Genomic DNA, 20,141 nt, shown 5'->3' on the forward strand with positions numbered 1-20,141 from the left:
CGGGTAGGTCTGTTGCTCGGGCGCAGGTCGCCGGTACGTCGGCCGCGCGTCGGCGCCATGGAGGTCGTACCGCGCTCGTCCAGCCACCGGAATCCGTCGTACGCCCCCCAATTCACCGTCTGCCGTCTGCCGTCTGCCGTGCGTCGGCGGCATCAGTCGTACGCCGTGCGCACCCGTCGCGTCGGCCGTCCGGAATCCACCTGAGCCCAAGTTCACGAGGACACCAGCCCAGATGCCTGCGAACGAGTCCCCGAAGCAGTTCCCCGAGACGTCCCCGACGACCTCCGAGGGGGTGCGGGCCTGGTTGACGTCGGCCGTCGCCGAAGTGGCCGGGCTCGCCCCGTCAGCCGTCGCGCCGGAGCGCCCGATCGCCGAATTCGGTCTGGGATCACGGCAGTTGGTGACGTTGGCCGTGGGCCTGTCCGAGTGGACCGGCCGGCCCGTTGAGCCGTCCCTCGTCTTCAACCACCCCACGATCGCGGGGATCGCCGAGGCCGTCTTCGACGAACAGCCCCTGGGTACCGCCGATCCGGCGCCGGCCTCCGCGCCCGCCGGACCGTCCGTACGGAGGGACGACGACATCGCGATCATCTCCATGGCCTGCCGGTTCCCCGGAGGCGTCGACGCCCCCGAGGCCCTCTGGCGGCTGCTGGCCGCGGGCGAGGACGCCGTCGGCGAGGTGCCCGCGGGCCGCTGGGACACCCAGGGGCTCTACGACCCCGACCCGGAGGCCACCGGCAAGGCGTACACCCTGCGCGGCGGCTTCCTGACCGGCATCGACCGTTTCGACGCGGCCTTCTTCGGGATCTCGCCGCGCGAGGCCGCGGCCATGGACCCGCAGCAGCGGCTGCTGCTGCAGACCGGCTGGGAGGCGATCGAGCGCGCCGGGATCGTCCCGGAGACGCTGAACGGCAGCTCGACGGGCGTCTACGTCGGCCTGTACGACAGCGGATACCTCGCCTCGGCCCCGCTGGACCGGCTCGACGGGCACGTCGGCACGGGCTCGGCGTCCAGCGTGGCGTCCGGGCGCATCGCCTACACCCTCGGACTCCAGGGGCCGGCCGTCACGGTCGACACCGCCTGCTCCTCCTCACTCGTGGCCCTGCACCTGGCCGCGCGGGCACTGGCAGGCGGCGAGTGCGACCTCGCGCTGGCCGGTGGCGCGACGCTCCTCGTGACACCGCGCGGGCACGTCGAGTTCAGCAGGCTGCGCGGGCTGTCGCCGTCCGGGCGCTGCAGCCCGTTCTCCACCGAGGCGGACGGGGTGGTGTGGGCCGAGGGATGCGGACTGGTGCTGCTCAAGCGGCTCGCGGACGCGCGCCGGGACGGCGACCGGGTCCTCGCGGTCGTCAAGGGGTCGGCGATCAACCAGGACGGCCGCAGTCAGGGCCTGAGCGCGCCGAACGGTCCGGCACAGGAACGGGTGCTGCGCGCCGCCCTCGACGACGCCGGGCTCCGGCCGGACGACCTGGACTACGTCGAGGCACACGGCACGGGCACCCCGCTCGGCGACCCCATCGAGGGCCGGGCGCTCGCGTCGGTCTTCGGACCGGGACGCCCGGCGGCCCGGCCCCTGGGCGTCGGCTCCCTGAAGTCCAACATCGGTCACACACAGGCCGCGGCGGGCATCGGCGGCGTCATCAAGACGATCCTGTCCCTCGGCCACGAACGGCTCCCGGCGTCCCTGCACGCCGAGACCCCGACCGAGCACGTCGACTGGGCGGACGGCGGCCTGCGCGTGCACAGCGGCGCCGAGGCGTGGCCACGGCGCGGCGACCGGGTGCGGCGGGCCGGGGTGAGCGCGTTCGGGATCAGCGGCACCAACGCGCATGTGGTGCTGGAGGAGTCACCGGAGGACCTGACACGACCGGCCGCGACACCGACACCGACATCGGCCCCGACACCGGTCGCCACACCGACACCGACGTCGACGTCGGCCCCCGCTCCCGCTCCGGCGCCCGCCCGGCGCCCCCGTACCGGGGAGCCCGCCCTCTACCCGCTGTCCGCCCGCACCCTCCCGGCCCTCCGGGGACAGGCGGCCCGGCTGCTCGACATGCTCGCCGCGCAACCGGCACCGGCACTGCCCGACGTGGCGGCAACGCTGACCCACCACCGCACCCACTTCGAGCACCGCGCCGTCGTCCGGGCGGGCGACCACGACGAACTGCTCACCGCGCTCCGCGGCCTCGCCGAGGGGAATCCGGACCCCGATCTGGTCGTGGGCCCGCAACAGACCCTCCCCCCGGGAAAGTTGGCGTTCGTCTTCCCCGGCCAGGGTGCCCAGTGGTCCGGCATGGCCCGCGAACTCCTCGACCGGTCACCGGTGTTCGCCGACGAACTCGACCGCTGCGACGCCGCGCTGCGCCCGTTCACCGTCTGGTCGGTGGCGGCCGTCCTGCGCGGCGACGAGGACGCCCCCTCCCTGGACCGGGTGGACGTCGTCCAGCCCGTCCTGTTCGCCGTGATGGTCTCCCTGGCCGCGCTGTGGCGGGCCCGCGGCGTACGGCCGGACGCGGTGATCGGACACAGTCAGGGCGAGGTCGCCGCGGCCTGCGTCGCCGGGGCGCTGAGCCTCAACGACGCCGCGGCGGTGGTCGCCCTGCGCAGCCAGGCCCTGACGGAGGTGTCAGGCACCGGGACCATGGCCGTCGTCGCCCTGCCGCACACCGAGGTCGAGGCGCGCCTCGCCGACCTCGGGGGCCGGGTGTCCGTCGCCGCCGTCAACAGCGGCCGCTCGACCGTGATCGCGGGTGACGTGGAGCCGCTCGACGCGCTGCTCGCCGACCTCGACCGGGAGCAGGTGTTCGTCCGCCGCCTCGACGTCGACTACGCCTCCCACAGCGCCCGGGTCGAGCCACTGCGCGCGACGATCCTCGACGAACTCGACGGCGTCACCACCTCCCCGACCACCGTCGCCTGGTACTCCACGGTCACCGGCGAGCCGGTCACGCAGGAGCTGGAGGCCGACTACTGGTACACGAACCTGCGTGAACCCGTGCGCTTCGCGCCCACCGTGGAACGCATGGCGGCCGACGGCTACCGCCACTTCGTCGAACTCAGCCCGCACCCCTCCCTCGTCACCGCCGTGCGCACGGTCGCCGAGGACGGCGGTCACGAGGACCTGGTCGCCGTCGGATCGCTGCGCCGCGACGAGGACGGGCCCGCCTGTCTGGACCGGGCGGCCGCCGAACTCCACGTCCACGGACGGCGGATCGAATGGCGCCGCGTCGTTCCCGACGCGCAGACGGCCGACCTGCCCACGTACGCCTGGGATCCGCAGTCCTACTGGATCGAGCCCGAACCCGGGTCCGGGGCCGTGGTCTCCGGTCTCTTCGACCGCGCCGCGCACCCGTTGCTGGGCGTTCAGCTGCAGTCGGCGGACGAGACCCGCTGGACCTTCCGCAACGAATGGTCCCCGGCCACCGCCGACTGGCTGCCCGACCACGCCGTGTTCGGGCGGACCGTGGTGTCGGGCACGACCGTGATGGAGCTGTGCCGTGCCGCGCTCGCCGTGGCCCGCCCGGACGTTCCCGGCGACGTGACCGATCTGCTCCTGCTCGCGCCCCTCGTGCTGCCGGAGACCGGCACGGTCGAGGTGTCGGTCGAAGTGGTCACCACCGGATCCGCGCCCGAGGTCACCGTGCACAGCCGCCCGCGCGGCCAAGAGGCCCGGGACTGGACCCTGCACGCCACCGCGTCGGCGGCCGCCCCCGCCCCGGTGACGGCTGCGCGGCCGCCGGTGTGGCCGGAGCCCGCAGAGTCCGTCTGGAGCGCGGACGCCTACGAACGGCTGGCCGCGCTCGGTCTCGGCTACGGTCCCTCATTCCAGGGCGTCCGGTCGGCGGTCACGACCACCGCCGACGGCGAGCTGCTGGCCCGGCTGTCGCTGCCGGCCGTGGCCCGGGATGCCACCGATCCCTACCCCGTCCACCCGGCGCTGCTGGACGCCGCGCTGCACGTGGCCGCCGCGCTGGACGCGTCCGAGGGCCGGGTGCTGCTGCCGGTCGCGGTGGGCCGCTGCGTCCTGCCGCCCGGCGGCGCGAGCGACCTCACGGCGCTGGTGCGGCGGTCCGGCGGCTCGGGGACGGACCTCGCCCTCGACGTGACGCTGTGGGACACCGACGGCCTCCCGGCCGGCCGGCTGGAGGACGTACGGCTGCGGGCCGCCGACCCGACGGACCTGAACGGCGCCTCGGAGAACGGCCGCCACCTGTACGAAGTGGCGTGGACGGCCGTGACCGAACAGCCCGCAGCGGTACCCGGCGCCGCGTGGGCCGTCCACGGCGACCGCTCGGACGCGGAGGTCGCGGTCGCCCTGCGCGGCCTGGCGGAGGCAGGCGTCCAGGTGCGCGAGACGGGCGCCGACAGCGTCGTACGATTCTGGCCGCGTCCGGCGGCCGATGCCGAACCGGCCGCTGCGGCTCAGGAGTTGGCCGCCGTGGCGCTGGCCGAACTGCGCGCCCTGATCGCGCTTGCGGACGACCGGCCGCCCGCCCGGACCGTCTGGGTGACCCGCGGCGCGGTCGCGACGGGTGCCGGGGACACCGTGCCCGGCCTGGCCCAATCGGTCCTGTGGGGCCTCGCCCGCAGCGCCCGGGCCGAACACCCGCACCTCGGGCTGACCCTGCTCGACCTCGGGGGCTCCGATCCCGCCGACGTCCTGCCGACGGCCGTCGCCCATGCCGACGAGCCCGAACTCGCCTTCCGGGACGGCTCCTTGCTCGTTCCGCGGCTGGTGCGTGCCCGCGCGGCCGACGCGCTGCGCATCCCGGCCGGTGACTGCTACGAACTGGCCGGTCCCGAGACCGACCCGACCCTGCGCGCGGCGGCGTCCCCGGCCCTGCCCCCGGGCCGGGTGAGGATTCAGGTGCACGCCGTGGCGGTTCCCGGGACCGGCGGGGAGCGGCCGCGTACCGCCTGCGCCGGTGTGGTCACCGAGACCGCCGCCGACGTGACGGACCTGAGCCCCGGCCTGCGGGTCGTCGCCCTCGCCGACACCCCGCCCGGCTCCATGGCGATCGCCGACGCACGGCTGGTCGCGGTGCTCCCGGACGACGTGCCGTTCACCACCGCGGCCGCCCTGCCCCTCGCGCCCGACGGCGCCACAGGCATCGAAGAGGCGGCCCGGACGCTGCACGAGACCGTCGCCGGCCAGGCGCGTCCGGCCCGCCCGCAGGTCCTGCCCGTCACCGCCGCACGTGAGGCGATACGGCGGGGCAGGGCGTCGAGCGCCCCTGTCGTCCTCGACCTCGTCGGCCGCGCCGCCCTGGCGCCCACCGATGGCACGGTGCTGATCACCGGTGGGCTCGGCGCCGTCGGCCGGCACATCGCCCGGCTTCTCGCCGAACACGGCGTCCCCCGGCTTCTTCTGACCTCACGTCAAGGTGCGGCGGATCCACGGGCCGCCCAGGTCACCGACGAACTGACCGCGCTCGGAACCGAGGTCGAGATCGCGGCGTGCGACATCGCGGACGCGACCGCCCTGGCCGGCGTACTCGCCGGTGTCGGCGACGAGTTGCCGCTGCGCGGTGTCGTGCACTGCGCCGGAATCCTGGACGACGGGGTGATCGCCGACCTGACGCCCGAACGCCTCGCGCGGGTGCTGCGCCCCAAGGTGGACGGCGCCACCCATCTGCACCGCCTCACCGCCGACACACCGCTCGACCTGTTCCTGCTGATCTCCTCGGCGGCCGGAGTGCTCGGCAACCCGGGCCAGGGCAACTACGCGGCGGCCAACGTCTTCCTCGACCAACTGGCCCACCACCGGCGTGCATTGGGCCTGCCCGCAGTCTCCGTCTCCTTCGGCGCCTGGGCGGGCGAAGGTCTCGCCGCCGAACACGCCGACCTGGACCGGATGGCCCGGCTCGGCCACCGCGCCCTCAACCCCGACCAGGGCCGCGAACTCGTCGAACTCGCCCTGCGCCGGGGCACACCGCACCTGATCGCCTGGTCCCTGGACCTGCCTCGCCTGCGCGAGACCACGGCTGCCACGGACGACGGTACGGCGGCCCTGTGGCGCTCGCTGCTGCCCGCGTCCCGCACCGGCCAGGACGGCGGTTCCGCGCTGGCGGACCGGCTGGCCCGGCTCCCGGAGGCCGACCGCGCCGCACGTGTCCTGGCCCTGGTCCGTGAGGAGGCGTCCCGCGCACTCGGCCTGCGCTCGGCGGAGTCCGTCCGTCCCGATCAGCCGCTGCGTGAGCTGGGCATGGACTCGGTGACGGCGGTGGAGCTCCGCAACCGCATCGGCACCCGGATCGGCACCCGGCTCCCCGCCACCCTGCTCTTCGACCACCCCACCGCGGCCCGGCTCTCCGCCCACCTGCTGGCCACCGCACTCGACACGGACGGCCGCACCACCCGGCGCGGCGCCCCCGATCCGCGGTCCCCCCGCAGCCCGGCGCCGGCGTCGGACGAGCCGCTGGCCCTGGTGGCCATGGCCTGCCGTCTGCCCGGCGGCGTGAGCGACCCCGAGGGCCTCTGGCATCTCGTCGCCGAGGGCCGCGACGCGGTGGGCCCGTTCCCGGCGGACCGCTGGGACGTGGAGTCGCTGCACGACCCCGACCCGGAGGCCCTGGGCACGTCGTACGCCAAGGAAGGCGGCTTCCTCGACGACCTGGAGTCCTTCGACGCGGGCTTCTTCGGCATCACCGCGAAGGAAGCGGCGGCCATGGACCCGCAGCAGCGGATGCTGCTGGAGACCGCGTGGGAGGCACTGGAACGCGCCGGGATCGTGCCGGCCGAGCTGGCGGGCAGCAGCACCGGTGTGTACGTCGGCATGTTCGGCAGCGACTACCTCGCCGGCTCCCGGCTCGACGAGCTGGACGGGTACGTCGGCACGGGATCGGCGCCGAGCGTGGCCTCGGGCCGCCTCGCGTACACGCTGGGCCTGACCGGACCGGCGCTGACGGTGGACACCGCGTGCTCGTCGTCCCTGGTGGCGCTGCACCTGGCCGCGCAGGCGCTGCGGTCGGGCGAGTGCGACCTGGCGCTCGCCGGCGGGGTGACGCTCATGGTGACGCCGGGAACCTTCGTCGAGTTCAGCCGTCTGCGGGGGCTGTCCCCGACCGGCCGCTGCCGCTCCTTCTCCGACGACGCCGACGGTGCCATCTGGGCCGAGGGCGCGGGCATGGTCGTACTGAAGCGGCTCGGCGACGCGCGGCGCGACGGCGACGAGGTGCTGGCCGTGTTGCGCGGTACGGCCGTCAACCAGGACGGCCGCAGCCAGGGCCTCTCCGCGCCGAACGGTCCGGCCCAGGAACAGGTGATCCGGCGGGCGTTGGAGCTGTCCGGGCTCGAACCCGCCGACATCGACTACGTCGAGGCGCACGGCACCGGCACCACCCTCGGCGACCCGATCGAGGCGAACGCCCTCGGCGGGGTCTTCGGCACCTCGCGGCCTCCGGGCCGCCCCCTGTATCTCGGCTCCCTCAAATCCAACATCGGTCACGCGCAGGCAGCTTCGGGCGTAGCCGGTCTGATCAAGGTCGTGCAGTCCCTGCGGCACCGGTCCCTGCCGCGCACCCTGCACGCGGGAACGCCCAGTCGCCATGTCGACTGGGACGACAGCGGGTTGCACCTGCTGCGGGAGACGGTCGCCTGGCCGTCGTCGGGTGAACGCGTACGGCGGGCCGGTGTGAGCGCCTTCGGGATCAGCGGAACCAACGCGCACCTGATCGTGGAGGAGGCCGAGCCGGCCGAGATCCTGCCGCGGGACGAAACCGCCCCGGGCACAAGGCTGTTCGCGCTGTCCGGGCGCGGTGAGGCAGCCGTGCGGGGGCAGGCCGCACGGCTGGCCCGGTACCTGGACGAGGATGTCGCCCTGCCCGACGTCGCCCACACCCTGGCGCGCCACCGCAGCCACTTCGAACGGCGAGCGGGGATCGTGGCCGGAGACCGGGACGAACTGCGCTCACGGCTCGACGCGTTGGCGACCGGACGGACGCCGCTGGCACCGCCCCGTGCGGAGCAGACGGGCAAGGTGGCCTTCGTCTTCGCCGGGCACGGCGGCCAGTGGCCGGGCATGGGCGCGGAGTTGGCGGCCGAGTCGGAGGCCTTCCGCGAGGAGCTGGCCCGTATCGACGAGGCGGTGCACCGACAGGTGGACTGGTCGGTGCTCAACGTCCTATCGGCACCCGAGGAGTTCGCCCCGTTCGACCGCACCGAGTACCTGCAGCCGGTGCTGTTCGCGGTCAACGCGGCCCTGGCCGCCGCCTGGCGTGCGCTCGGCGTCCGCCCGGACGCCGTGATCGGGCACAGCCTGGGCGAGATCGCCGCCGCGTACAGTGCGGGCGCCCTCACCCTGGACGACGCCGTCTCCGTGGTCACCGGGCGCGCCCGAGCGGTCGCCCCACTGGTCGGACAGGGCGGCATGCTGGCCCTGGAACTGCCGCGCACGGAGGCCGAGAAGCTGCTCGCGCCCCACCCGGACCGACTGTTCGTCGCGGCGGTCAACAGCCCGCACTCCACGGCCGTCTCCGGCGACACCGGAGCGCTGGCCGAACTGCGCGGGCACCTCGAAGCGCGGGGAATCCCGGTACGGCGGCTGTCGACGCCGTTCGCCTCCCACACCCCCTTGATGGACCCGGTCCGCGCGGATCTGCTGGACCGGCTCTCGGGCATCCGGGGCACGCGTACGACGACCCCGCTGTACTCGACGGTGCTGGCCGAACCGGTGCCCGGAGACCGGCTGGACGCCGACCACTGGTACGCGAACCTCGGGCGCCCCGTCCGTTTCGCGGACACGATCCGGCGGATGCTGGACGACGGCTACCGCTACTTCGTCGAGCTGAGCCCGCACCCCTCGCTCACCGCGTCGGTCGAGGCGGTGGCGGCCGAGGCGGGGATCGACGCGGTCGCGGTCGGCTCGCTGAGCCGTGGGCGGGACGGACGGGGTGTTCTGCTGGGCCGGCTGGGGGAGTTGTACGAGGCCGGGCACACGCCCGACTGGCCGGTGCTGCTCCCGCAGGGGCGCCGGATCGACCTGCCCACGTACGCCTTCGCCCGCGAACGCCACTGGCGCGCACCCGCCCCGGCCACCGGGACGGCCGGGGGTTCACCGCTCCTCGGCACGCATGTCGAGGCCAGCGACACACCCGGCCGGCACATCTTCCAGAGCGACATCGACCTGCGCGACAGCCGCTTCGCCTACCTCGCCGACCACCGGGTCACCGGCGAGGTCTGGCTGCCCGGCGCCGCCTTCCTCGACCTGGCACTGGAGGCCGCGTCAGCACTGCGGGACGGCGGCCAGGTACGACTGGCCGACGTGAGGTTCGTGCGGCCCCTGGCTCTCGACGCGGACAGGCCCGTACGGCTGCAACTGGTTCTGCAGCCCGCCGGGGAGGACGGTTCACGGGACTTCACCATCGCCTCGGCGACCACTGGAGAGCGGCGCGCACCGTGGGAGCGGCACGTCAGCGGACGGGTCGTCGACAGCGCCGCCGAACCCGAGCCCGCCGCGCCCGACGCGGGCGAGGAGCCCGCCGCGCTCCGCGAGCGGTGCGACGAAGAGGCCGACCTGCCCGCCGTCTACGCGGGGCTCACGGCCCTCGGCATCGACTACGGCCCCGCCTTCCGGGTCCTGGACCAGGGCCACCGCACGGACACCGCGGCGGTCGGCCGACTCACCCGGCAGCCCGCCGCCGGTCATCTGCTGCACCCCGCGGTCCTCGACGCCGCCTTCCACACGGCGGCCCTGCCCGCCGACGCGCCCGCGGGCCGGGCCTTCGTGCCCGCCGGTGTCGGACGGCTGCGCTTCACCGGCCTGCGCTCCGCGCCCGCGTGGGCGACCTGCCGACTGCGCTCCGTGGACGGCGACACCGCACTCCTGGATCTGCGGCTCTGGGACGAGAAGGAGCAACTGCTCCTGGAGGCGACGGAGTTCGAACTCGCCGCGCTCTCGCCGCTGGACGGCGCGCTCTTCGAGACGCGCTGGCAGCCGCGCCCGGCGGCACAGAAGCAGCCCGTCGACGGCAGCTGGCTCGTGCTGGCCGACGAGACCGGGATGGCCGACGCGCTCGGAGAGCGGTTGGCCTCCGCCGCCGTGCCGCATGTGATCGTGCGCAGGGGCCCGGCGTTCGGCGCCGAGGGCCCCGGCCGCTACGTCCTCGATCCGGCCGATCCACGGCAGTTGACGCGTCTTCTCGACGAGGCCTTCGCCGACGGGCCGCCGGAGCGGGTGGTGCAGCTGTCCGCACTCGACGCGCCGGCCGTCGAGGACGCCGCCACGGCCGAAGAGGCCGCGCGGTACTGCTGCTTGAGCACCCTGCACCTGGTACGGGCGCTCGCCGACCGTCCCCGCGGCCGCGCCCCGCGCCTGTTCGTGGTCGTACGGGGCAGCCAGGCCGCAAGTGACAGCACCCAGGTGACGAACCCTCAGCAGGCCCTCGCCTGGGGCTTCGGACTCTCCGTGGCCCAGGAATACCCGGAACTGCTCACCACGCTGATCGACCTGCCGGCCACGAACGGCGGCGACGACCTGTGGATGCAACTGCGGCACGCGGACGACGAACGGCTCGTCGCGCTACGGGAATCGGGGCGGCTGGTGCCACGGCTGGCCCGCACCCGCCCGGACGACGGCGGGCACGGCGGGATCACCGCGGACGGCGTGCACCTGGTCACGGGCGGTCTGGGCGGCCTCGGCCGAGTGGCCGCCGAGCGGCTGGTCCGCCGGGGTGCCCGCCGACTGGCCCTGCTGAGCCGGGGCGGGCCCGACGCGGCCGCCCAGAGCTGGATCAAGGGGATCGAAGCACGCGGTGTCACGGTGCACCTCGCCCGCGCGGACGTCGCCGACCGCGCCGAGCTGACGGCCGCCCTGGACTCCGTACGACGTGAGGTGGGACCGATCGCCGCAGTCGTCCACGCGGCAGGTGTCCTCGACGACGCCACCGTGGCGAACCTGACCGACGAACGCGTGCTGCGCGTGCTCGCGCCCAAGGTCCTGGGCACCACGCTGCTCACCGAACTGGCCCCGGAGGCAGAGAGGTTCGTCCTCTTCGCCTCGGCAGCCGGCCTCCTCGGCTCGGCCGGCCAGAGCCCGTACGCGGCGGCGAACGCCTTCCTCGACGCCTGGGCACACCACCTCTCCCGCACCGACCGCCGGGCACTGAGCCTGGACTGGGGCGCCTGGACGGAGGTCGGCATGGTCGCCGGTTCCGGTACCCGGGCCGCAGAGACCAGTCGTTCGGGCCTGGTCGCCTTCACCCCGGCGGAAGGCGGTGACCTGTTCGAGCGGGTGCTCGCCACCTCCCGCCGCCAGCTCGCCCCCCTCGCCTTGGACCGGGAGGCCCTGGACCTCGACCCGGACGCGGCGCGCACCCGCCCGATCCTGGGCGACCTGATCACCGCCGCCGCGGACCCCTCGGGTACGGACGACCTCGTCGCCCGGGTGTTCGCGGCGACGACGGACCAGGACAGGTCCGCACGGCTCGAAGCGTACGTACGGGCCAAGGTCGGCCAGGTCTCCGGCGGTGCCGTGGAGCTGTCCCCGACCACGGCCCTCAAGGAACTGGGCCTGGACTCGCTCATGCTGGTCCGGCTCCGCAACGCCTTCACCCGCGAACTGGGCGCCGAACTCCCGGCCGCCGCCGTCTTCTCGGCGTCGGACATCCGGAGCCTCGCACGGGCCCTCGGCGAGGTGCTGCCCGAACGCGCCGCCGGGGCACGCAGCGAGGAGCCACAGCCCGAAGCCACCTCCGAGGTGCCCGAGAGCGAGCTGCTGCCCGCGACCCGCGACGTCGTACGGCTGCTGCGCAGCGCCCAGCCGGACATGCCGGACGCGGCGCACGCCGTCGGTCTGGCCGTCCGGCTCACCGCGCCGACCACCCGCGAGGCGCTCACCGACATCGTCATCCGGCTCGCCGGACGGCACGCGGCCCTGCGCACGGCGATGGCCGGCGGCGGCGGACGGGGCCGACAGCTGTGTGTGCAGCGCGAGTTGACCGAGCCGTTGCTGCGCTGGACGGACGTGCCCGCCGATGCCGAACTCGACGCCGACGACCGGTTGTCCCGGCTCCTTGAGCCGCCGTTCGACCTGGCGAGGGCACCGCTGTGGCGGTTCGAGCTGCTCGACGCCGGTGCGCGTGGCCAGCTCCTCGCCTTCGGTGCGCACCACGCGGTGAGCGATCTGCAGTCGTTGCTGCTCGTCGCGGGCGAGATCGACGCCGAACTGTCCGGCACCTCACTCGGTGACGACGTCACCAACCGTGACATCGACCTGCTGATCGAGGCCCAGCGCACCGGCGATGCCTCCGGCGCCGCCACCACCGAGTGGCGCGAGGCCTTCCACGGCAGCGAGCGTCTCGACCTCACGCTCGCCCGGCCGCGCCCGGAGACGCGTTCGTACCGGGCCGGAAGCGTGACCGTGGCGATACCCGACGGGCTGATGGAGCGGGTGTCGGCGGCCGCGAGCAGGCTCGCCGTCACGCCGGCCGCCTTCTGCCTCGGCACCCTGACTGTACTGCTGGCCAGGATGCGGGAGCGGGAGCGCTTCGTGCTCGCCGTGCCCGTCGACACGCGCATCCACGCCGACGCGTACGACGCGGTGGGCTTCTTCGGCGTACCCGTGCCGTTCCCCGCACAAGCGGCGGCGGAGGAGCGGATCGAGGAGGTACTGCGCCGGACGGACGCGCGCCTGGACCGGGTTCTCGCGAAGGGCGCCATGTTCTCGGACGTGCTGTCGACCCTGGCCGGTCAGGGGCTGCACCGGGCGAACGCCCCGCTGGTGGAGGTGTACTTCAACTATGTACGCTCCTCGGCGGCCCGCCTCGGCCGGCTGGAGGTGCTCCCGGCCGGAACGGGATATTCCGACCTCGACCTCATGGTCACCATGACCCCGGACGCGGGCCGCGTACGGCTCGACCACAACCTCGACATCCTGGACGCGGTGACCTCCACCGAGCTGGCGGAGGCGTTCCTGCGGTTGCTCGCCGAGACGGCCGAGGATCCCACCGCGGCGGTCCGTACGACGGGCCCGACGGCAATCACCGCGACGGTTACGACGGCAATGCCGGTCGCGACGGGGACAACGGCAAAGCGCGTCGCGACGGGCACGACGGCAACTCCAGTCGCGACGGGTACGACGCCAGCTCCGGTCGCGAGGGACCCCGCCGCGCACCCGCGCCGCACGCTCGCCCTCGCCGCCACCTTCGCGCTCGGCAATCTGCCGCTGCTGTGCGAGGCGGCGGTCGGGGAGGGCACGCCGGAAGGAGCGCCGGAACGGGAGCGGGACCGGGCACGGGACGAGGGTCCGACGGTCGCGGAAGCGCCGTACCACCAGGTGCTCGCCGCCTTGCGCGACCCCTCGGGCGTCTTCACCGATCCCACGACAGCGGTGGGCGTGGTGCTGCTGCGGGCGGCGGACCTGGAACGCTTCGGCCCGGTGACCGACCCGGTGCTGACCGAACTGCGCACCGCCTACCCGGCCGCGCTGCGGGCCCTGTCCCAGCGGACCCGCAGACCCCTGATCGTCGGCATCCTGCCCTCGGTGCGCCAGGACGACCGTTTCGCGCGATGGGAGAGCGACCTCGTCGCCGAGCTGACCGATTCTCCCGGCATCGCGGTGCTGGGCCCTGACGACTGGACTCGGCACCACGCCGTCGCGGAACGCTTCGACGAACGGACCGAACGGCTGGCCCATCTCCCCTTCACCCCGAACTTCCAGGCGGCGGTGGCCCTGCGGCTGGCCCAGGTCGTACGAGCGGTACTGCGGCCCGCGCCCAAGGTGATCGCGGTGGACGGCGACGAGACCCTGTGGGGCGGGGTCGCCGGGGAGATCGGCCCCGAGTCGGTGGATCTGACCGGACCGCGCGCCCTGCTGGCACGGAGGCTCTTGCGGTGGCGTGCCGCGGGCGCGCTGCTCGCGCTGGTCAGCAACAACGACGAGGACACCGTACGGGCCGTCCTGGACCGTCCGGACAGCCCGCTGAAGGCGGAGCACTTCAGCGTGCTCTCCGCCGGCTGGGGCCCGAAGCCGGGCCGTCTCACGGAGGCGGCGCGCACCCTCAACCTGGGGCTGGACAGCTTCCTGTTCCTCGACGACAACCCGGTCGAGATCGCGGGAGTGCGGTCGGCGCTGCCGGAGGTGCTGTCGGTGACCTGCCCTCCGGCGGCCGAACTGGAGCAATTCCTCGGCCGGTTGTGGCCGCTCGTTCCGGCGGCGGCGACGGCCGAGGACGGGCTGCGGGCAGGGTTCTACGCGCAGGAGCGGGAGCGGGACGCGGTCCGCGAGCAGGCCGGATTCGAGGAGTTCCTCGCCCAGTTGGAACTTGAGGTCGACATCCGGGCGCTGTCCGGGGCCGACGTCGAGCGGGCCGAGCAACTCGTCCGCCGCACCAATCAGTTCACCCTCCATCCCCGGTCCGCCGACGGCGGCGATCTGGCGCGGTGGCGGGAACACGGCGAGGTGTGGACGGCCGCGGCACGGGACCGCTTCGGCGACTACGGCCAGATCGGCCTGCTCGCCCTGCGCGCGGACGGCGATCGACTCGACGTCCTCGCCTGGATGCTGAGCTGCCGCGCGCTCGGCCGAGGCGTCGAGGAACGGCTGTTGGGGTGGCTGGCGGACCACGCCGACCGACTGGGCTGCGTGAAGATCCGGCTGACGGCGGAGCGCACCGACCGCAACGTACCGGCCCGGCGCCTGCTGGCCGCGCTCGGTGGCGGCGACCAGGCCGACGAGCACCTGGAGAGCGTGGTCACGCCGGAACAGCTGCGGGCCTTCCGCTCCTGGCGGCGGCAGTGAACGGGGCAGCGGGCTCGGCCCGCGGCGGCAGTGCGGAAAAGGACAGTGCACAGGGGGAAGGGCTCTCATGCGTGAAGTGAACGAGGACGCGGCGCCGTACGCCGGACAGCGGGCGACCGGTGAGGCGATCGAGCGGGGTGACGGCGGGCCGAGCGTGGAGGCCCTGCTGGCCAGGATCAGACAGGCCCCCACACCAACACCGACACCAACACCGACACCGACACCCACACCCACAACGACCGGAACCGGCACGGAGTCGGGTGCGAGTACGGGTACGAGTACGGGTGCGGGGGCGGGGGCGGACACCTCCGCACCTCGTGCCGGTGAGGACGCGGATGCGGACGCGGACGCGGACGCTGGTAAGAGTGCCGTGGCGTCCGGTGCGGGTGAGGACGTGAGTGTGCCTGCCGTTTCGACCGGCACCGGCGCGGCTGACGCGCTGTCCGGTGCCGGTACGGATCCGTACGCGAATGCGCCCACCGTGCCGTTTGGTGCGGGTGCCGGTGGCGACACCGGCACCCGCACCGGGACCGGGACGGACCGCGGTGCCGGCGCCCCGCCCGTCCCCGTCGCACCCGACGCGGACGCCCTGGCCGCCGTCGTCGCCGCGGCCGCCGCTCCCTTCGTACCCGGAGGGCAGCTGTCGCCCGACACCGACTTCTTCGACGCCGGGGGCACCTCCGTGGGCGCCGTGGAACTCGTCGCGGCGCTGGAGGACGAGCTGGGCATGGAGATCGACCTCGACGAGGTGTTCGCCGACGCCCGGCCGCGCAGCCTCGCCCTGCGCTGGTTGGCGACCGCGGGTGCCACGGCGACCCTGTCGGCCCCCGGGGTGCCGGCAATCCCGACGGCCGCACGGACCCCGGCCCCGGCCACTGACACGATCGGCACCACACGGGCCCCGGACACCTTCCCCTTCCCCGGCCCGGCAGACGCCCCGGCTCCCGCCCAGGGATTCAGCCCTGCCGCCCCGGGTTCCAGCCCGGCCCCCGCCACGGACACCCCATCCCCATCCATCCCGGCCCCCCGCATCCCGCCCGGGGCGACGGTCACCGCCAGGACAACCGGCGGCGGCACCGCGTACGCCACGGCCCGTCCCGAAGACCTCGACCAGATCCTGGCCGACCTCTCCCTGGCCGACCGGCTGCCCTGGACCGGCTCGCCCGAGCCCCTGCCGCCCCGCCGGATCCTGCTCACCGGCGCCACCGGCTTCCTCGGCAGCCATCTGCTCCTCGACCTGCTCAGGCACAGCGACGCGCATGTCCACTGCCTCGTTCGCGCGGCCGACGAGGAGGCGGCCACGGCCCGCCTCGGCGAGGCGCTGAAAAGCCACCGGCTGCCCTGGTCGTCGGAGATCCGCCGCCGGGTGACGGTGCTCCCCGGCGACATCAGGCGTCCGCACCTCGGCCTGTCCGACGACGTCTGGAACAAGCTCGCCCACGAACTGGACAGCGTCGTGGGCGTGGCGGCGGCCGTGGACTTCCTGCGCGGCTACCAGTCGCTGCGGCAGAGCAACGTCATCGGCGCGCTGACCCTGGCCGAACTCGCGGCGACCGGCCCGCCGAAGCCGCTGCACCACATCTCCTCGATCGCGGTCTTCAACGAGGTCGGCATCGCCTCCATGGGCGAGGACGACCCGCTCGCCCACGTCGACCGCCTCGTCGCCGGCTACGACCAGACGAAATGGGCCGCCGAGGTCGCCCTGCGGCGGGCCCGCGACCACGGCCTGATCGTCACCGCGATGCGCCCGGGAGGCATCGGTGGCCACACCCGGACGGGCGCCCACAACCCGCAGGACCTCAGCAGCGGCCTCATCGCGGCCTTCGGCCGCTTCCGCACCGTTCCCGCCTTCCACTACCTGAACGCGGCCCCGGTGGACTGGGTGAGCCGGGTCGCGGCCGCCGTCATCTGTGAACCCGACGCCTGGGGATTCGACTACAACCTCACCGGCGTACCCAACACCCTCGACGACGTCGTACGGGACATGGCGTTCGGCGGGATGCACGTGCGCGTACAGGACTGGGACGAGTGGCGCACCGACGCCCTGGCCCGTCTGGAGGCCGACCCTGTTCCCGAACTCACCTTCCTCACGAGGGTGTTGCGAAGTCCCACCGCCCTCAAGCTGTGCGAGGCGACCCTGAAGGGGCCGGCGGCCACCGACGAACGCACCGCCGCGCTCGTCGAGGCGCTCGGACTCCGCCCCGCGGCCCGCTACGACGCCCAGGCCCAGATGAGGACGTTCGAGCGGCTCGCCCAGGACGGCCTGGCCCGGCTGCCGCACAAGGACGACCAGCCGTACCTGTGGTTCTCCGAGACGACCGAGGGCGCCGTGGGCCCGTTCGGCGCCGGCGCCGACACCCCCTGCTCGATGGCGCTCACCCTCTCCATCGCGAGCATGTACCAACTGGTGAAGGAGCGCCGGGTCGACGTCGGCGGCGAGCTGGTGTGCGCCGCGGCCCATCCCGCGCCGCTGCTCGTGGAACGCGGCGACGTCTGGATCCGCCCCGAGGAGGGCATCCCGCAGCGGCACGGGATGCGTCACCAACTCCTCCGCTACCGGCTGACGTTGCGCGACGCCGACGGAGGCCGCTGGTGGTTGGAGGGCCACAAGTACGCCCGCGCCCGCCGGGACGTATGGCGCCAGACCCGCGCGCTGAGCGTCGAGATCGGCCGCGAGGGCGAACCGGCGAGCCTCGCAGGCGAGTTGGTCGTGCCCGCGGACAGCTACGTACGCGACCAGATCGACGGCATCAAGGTCGATCCGCGTCTGACCGGCCAGGAGAAGCGCGTCGCCAAGCTGACCTGGCTCGCCTGGTTCGGCGCGGAGATGGGCCGCGGACTGCTCGGCCCCTTCGCCCGCGCCGCCGCGGACCTCCTCGACCTGCGCCGCACCCGGACCCCCTCGGAGCGCCACCGATGATCCTGAGAACCACCAACTCCCGCACCAGGCCGACGATCCGCAAGGTCAGGACGGGCACGGCCCTACGGCCGCTGCGCCACCGCCTCGACCCGGCACGGGTCGAGGAGATCCCCTTCAGGGCCGGGGACGGCCTACGCCTCGGTCTCACCCGCATCGACAGCGGCGAGCAGGACCGGCCCGCCGTGCTGCTCCTGCACGGGCACACCGCGTCCGCCGACATGTTCCTGCTCCCCGAGACCCGCAACCTGGTCGACGTCCTGCTCGACGACGGCTACGAGCCCTGGCTGCTCGACTGGCGGGGCAGTTGCCGGCTCCCCTACAACGAGACCGGCCAGAGGTACACCTACGACGACGTCGCTCTCCACGACATCCCCGAAGCCGTCTCCCGCATCCGCGAACGCATAGGCGACCGGCCGCTGTTCGTGGTCGCCCACTGCATCGGCTCCCTCACCCTGTCGCTGAGCATGACGGCGGGGCTGGTGCCCGGGCTCGCGGGCGTCGTCTCCCAGGGCGTGTTCCTGACGCCGAAGCTCGCGGGACGCACCTCGCTGCGGATGACGGTGGCGGGGGAACTGCTGAAGAACCGGATCGACCACATCCCGGTCGACTTCCGCAAGGTGGGTCTCCGGTCGAAGTACACGCCCCTGTTCGCGCTGGCCTCCCGCGGGGCGGGCTGCCCGGACCCGACCTGCCAGATCCTCCACAACTCGGCCTGGGGTTCGGGCGCCTCGCTGTTCCTGCACGAGAACCTGTCCGACGCCACCCACGACCGGCTCGCCGAGCTCCTCGGGCCGGCGCCCCTGTGGATCCTGCCGCACCTGCGCCGTATCGAACTGGCCCGCAGCGTCGTCCGCTGGCACGACACCGACCACCGCTACCGAGCGCTGCCGCCCAACGCGCTGGACGCGGCCGCCCGCATCGACACCCCGGTGCTGCTGCTCGCGGGCAGCGAGAACGGACTGTGGCTGGACTCGCAGAAGCTCTGCCACGAGGTGCTGGCACACCGCCAGCCCCAGCTGGACGTGTCGTACACCGAGATCCCCGCCTACGGCCACCTGGACACGTTCCTGGGCCGGGGCGCCGCCCTCGACGTGTTCGGGCACATCCTCGAATTCCTGGGCGAACGACTGTGACGGCGCCGCCCGCGTCCGGTTACCGTACCGACCAGTAACCACACCACCGCACCACCACACACCAACCGCACTCCAGGAGGCCCCATGCCGCAGCTCGAAGTCGACGGCGCCGCGCTGACGTACGACGACGAGGGCCCCCGCGACGGTGACGGCGTGCCCCTGGTGTTCATCCACGGCTGGACGGCCAACCGGCACCGCTGGGACCACCAGATGGACCACTTCGCCCAGAAGCGGCGGGTCGTACGACTGGATCTGCGCGGGCACGGGGAGAGCGACGGGTCGGGGCGGCGGACCGTGGCGGAACTGGCCGGTGACGTACTCGCCGTCCTCGACCACCTGGAGCTCGACCGGTTCGTCCTCGTCGGCCATTCGATGGGCGGGATGATCGCGCAGACCCTGACGCTCGACCACCCCGAGCGGGTCGAGCGGCTGGTGCTGGTGAACTCGATCAGCAGGATGACGTACAGCCGGGGGAGAGGCCTGCTGATGGCGGTCTCGACCAGGGTGCCGTTCAAGCTGTTCGTGGCCGCCAACATCCAGCGGGCCTTCGCCCCCGGCTACCCGCGCGAGAAGATCCGCGAGTACAGCAACGCCTCAGCGGACACTCCCCGCGAGGTGGTGATGACGTGCTACGGCGCCATGAGGTCCTTCGACGTCCTCGACCGGCTCGGGGAGATCCGCACCCCCACCCTCCTGGTCCACGGCTACCACGACATCCAACTACCCGTGTCGCAGATGCTGCGGATGGCGAAGGCCTACCCGGACGCCGTGGTACGGATCGTGGACGCCGGCCACGAGTTGCCCGTGGAGAAGCCGGCGGAACTCACCGCCGTCCTCGACCGGTTCGTGACCGACCAGCCGTAGCCGAGCCTTCGCCACGGGCCGAGCGGACACCCGCGGCCGATCGGCCCGCGAGATGGTCTGAAGCCGACTCCGCGCCGCCGTCATCGTGAGGGCCGAAGACCCCCAGAGTGGTAACCAACGGCTGCCGTGGTCACCCGCCGCGGACACCTGGCTCCTTGCCTACGGGTACGCGCTCGGCCGCGCCCTGCACGCCCCGATCGGTTGGACCCGTCGTGTCGGCGACGCTTGAATTCCCCAAGCGTCGCCGACAGTTCGGACCACCTCCACCTGCGTGGGGGCCGAGGAGCCAGCCGGACAAGACACCTCCACCCGCGCGGAGCCGACGACCGGCCCTTCGTCTGGAGCGTCCGGTGCCACGGGCCACCTCCGCCGGTTCGGCGCGGGCAGGGGCACGCCGCGTGTGGCGTGAGGAAGACGATGGTTCGGGCGCGGTGGCGGCGCGACGTGCGCCCGGCGTTCCGGTGAGGCGCGGCGCTTGGGTGAGCGT

4 protein-coding genes are annotated in these 20,141 nt (G+C 73.8%); all 4 read left to right on the plus strand.

Annotation, left to right across the window (positions count from 1 at the left end; all coding sequences use genetic code 11):
• The first annotated feature begins 232 nt into the window (after nt 1–232).
• Nucleotides 233–14,737, plus strand: a complete 14,505-nt coding sequence (locus ACZ4N5_RS30525) for an SDR family NAD(P)-dependent oxidoreductase (RefSeq protein ID WP_467760265.1) — start codon at nt 233–235, stop codon at nt 14,735–14,737.
• A gap of 67 nt (nt 14,738–14,804) precedes the next feature.
• Nucleotides 14,805–17,657, plus strand: a complete 2,853-nt coding sequence (locus ACZ4N5_RS30530; RefSeq protein WP_467760266.1) for a thioester reductase domain-containing protein — start codon at nt 14,805–14,807, stop codon at nt 17,655–17,657.
• Entirely contained in the window at nt 17,654–18,790 is a 1,137-nt protein-coding gene (locus ACZ4N5_RS30535; protein WP_467760267.1) for an alpha/beta hydrolase, read from the plus strand. The genes ACZ4N5_RS30530 and ACZ4N5_RS30535 overlap by 4 nt, the downstream gene beginning before the upstream one ends.
• 84 nt (nt 18,791–18,874) lie before the next feature.
• Complete coding sequence (locus ACZ4N5_RS30540) at nt 18,875–19,654, plus strand: alpha/beta fold hydrolase (protein ID WP_467760268.1); 780 nt, start codon at nt 18,875–18,877, stop codon at nt 19,652–19,654.
• The last annotated feature ends 487 nt before the right edge of the window (nt 19,655–20,141 follow it).

The organism is Streptomyces sp. NPDC026500 (genome assembly GCF_055567635.1).

Bases quoted from the DNA above. Each gene is read 5' to 3' on its own strand.
- ACZ4N5_RS30525 (WP_467760265.1), top strand. From the start codon at position 233: ATGCCTGCGAACGAGTCCCCGAAGCAGTTCCCCGAGACGTCCCCGACG.
- ACZ4N5_RS30530 (WP_467760266.1), top strand. From the start codon at position 14,805: ATGCGTGAAGTGAACGAGGACGCGGCGCCGTACGCCGGACAGCGGGCG.
- ACZ4N5_RS30535 (WP_467760267.1), top strand. From the start codon at position 17,654: ATGATCCTGAGAACCACCAACTCCCGCACCAGGCCGACGATCCGCAAG.
- ACZ4N5_RS30540 (WP_467760268.1), top strand. From the start codon at position 18,875: ATGCCGCAGCTCGAAGTCGACGGCGCCGCGCTGACGTACGACGACGAG.